At 68.9% G+C, this 820-nt stretch carries 1 protein-coding gene; it reads left to right on the top strand.

Annotated features, from left to right (window positions below; genetic code table 11):
• Positions 1 to 70: 70 nt before the first annotated feature.
• Positions 71 to 820 (top strand): IS5 family transposase gene (locus tag AC3EUJ_RS37205; RefSeq protein WP_431969429.1). Its coding sequence is split into 2 segments (ribosomal slippage), with 751 coding nucleotides annotated over them: positions 71 to 410 and positions 410 to 820; the frame shifts between segments, so codons are not numbered across the junction. This gene is flagged as partial in the annotation.

Below are 820 nucleotides of genomic sequence, written 5' to 3'. Positions count from 1 at the left end.
ACTGATCGTTTCAGAATGAGATCGGCGTGTCGGCTGGCAGTCAGTGATCTTCGTCGGCAGGGTCTGCGGGGTGTCCGATGACCTTGTCCCTGATGACCTCTGGGAGCGAATAGCCCCGCTGCTGCCGCCGCAGCCCGAGCGAAGGCAGCGGCACCCAGGCCGACTTCGGGTGCCTGACCGTGTTGCACTGGCGGGCATTGTCTACGTGCTGCGCAAGGGGGTGGCCTGGCGGGACGTCCCTGCCAGCGTGGTGGGCTGCTCCGGCGTGACCGCCTGGCGCCGGCTGCGGGACTGGACCGAAGCCGGTGTCTGGCCCCGCCTGCACGCGGAGCTCCTTGCCGAACTGCGCAAGGCCGGTTTGCTCGAGATGGACGACTGCGCGATCGACGGCTCCCATGTCAGGGCCCTCAAAGGGGGGATCACGTCGGGCCTTCGCCGGTCGACCGAGCCCGCCCCGGCTCCAAACACCACCTGATCGTCGACCGCCGTGGAACCCCGCTGGCCGTGTCCGTGACCGGTGGGAACCGGCATGACGTCACGCAGCTGATCCCGCTGCTGGACGCGATCCCCCGAATACGGGGACTTCGAGGACGCCCACGCAGCAAGCCCAAGCGACTGTTCGCCGACCGCGGCTACGACTACGACAAGTACCGCCGACTGCTGTGGCAGCGCGGCATCAAGCCCCTCATCGCCCGGCGCGGCGTCGCCCACGGCTCCGGCCTGGGCAAGACCCGCTGGGTCGTCGAGCGCACCTTCGCCTGGCTCCACCAGTTCAAACGACTCCGGACCCGCTACGAACGCCGCGCCGACCTTCACCAGG

Source organism: Actinacidiphila sp. bgisy160 (assembly GCF_057707815.1).
This window is presented reverse-complemented; position numbering and strand designations above follow the sequence as displayed.